1 pseudogene is annotated in these 239 nt (G+C 36.4%); it reads left to right on the forward strand.

The features are described 5' to 3' along the window. Positions 1–239 (forward strand): annotated as a pseudogene (locus AAEY62_RS24550) (class 1 fructose-bisphosphatase); the annotation flags it as partial.

Consider the following 239-nt stretch of genomic DNA (forward strand, 5'->3'; position numbering starts at 1 on the left):
GGTTAGAGCTGTCGCATCTGAAGAAGTAGAAGACATTATATTATGTAATAGTTTTGGCAAATACCTTATTTGTTTCGACCCATTAGATGGTTCATCTAATACTGATGTAAATGGTTCATTAGGTACTATTTTTTCTATAACTTCAGCTTCTCCTGCCCAAACAGAAGTTAGTGAAGAAGACTTTTTTTCTACAGGAAGATCAATTATCGCTGCAGGCTATGTTCTATATGGCCCATCGC

It is taken from the genome of Pseudoalteromonas sp. GW168-MNA-CIBAN-0100 (assembly GCF_040309225.1).
Taxonomy (GTDB): Bacteria; Pseudomonadota; Gammaproteobacteria; order Enterobacterales; family Alteromonadaceae; genus Pseudoalteromonas; species Pseudoalteromonas arctica.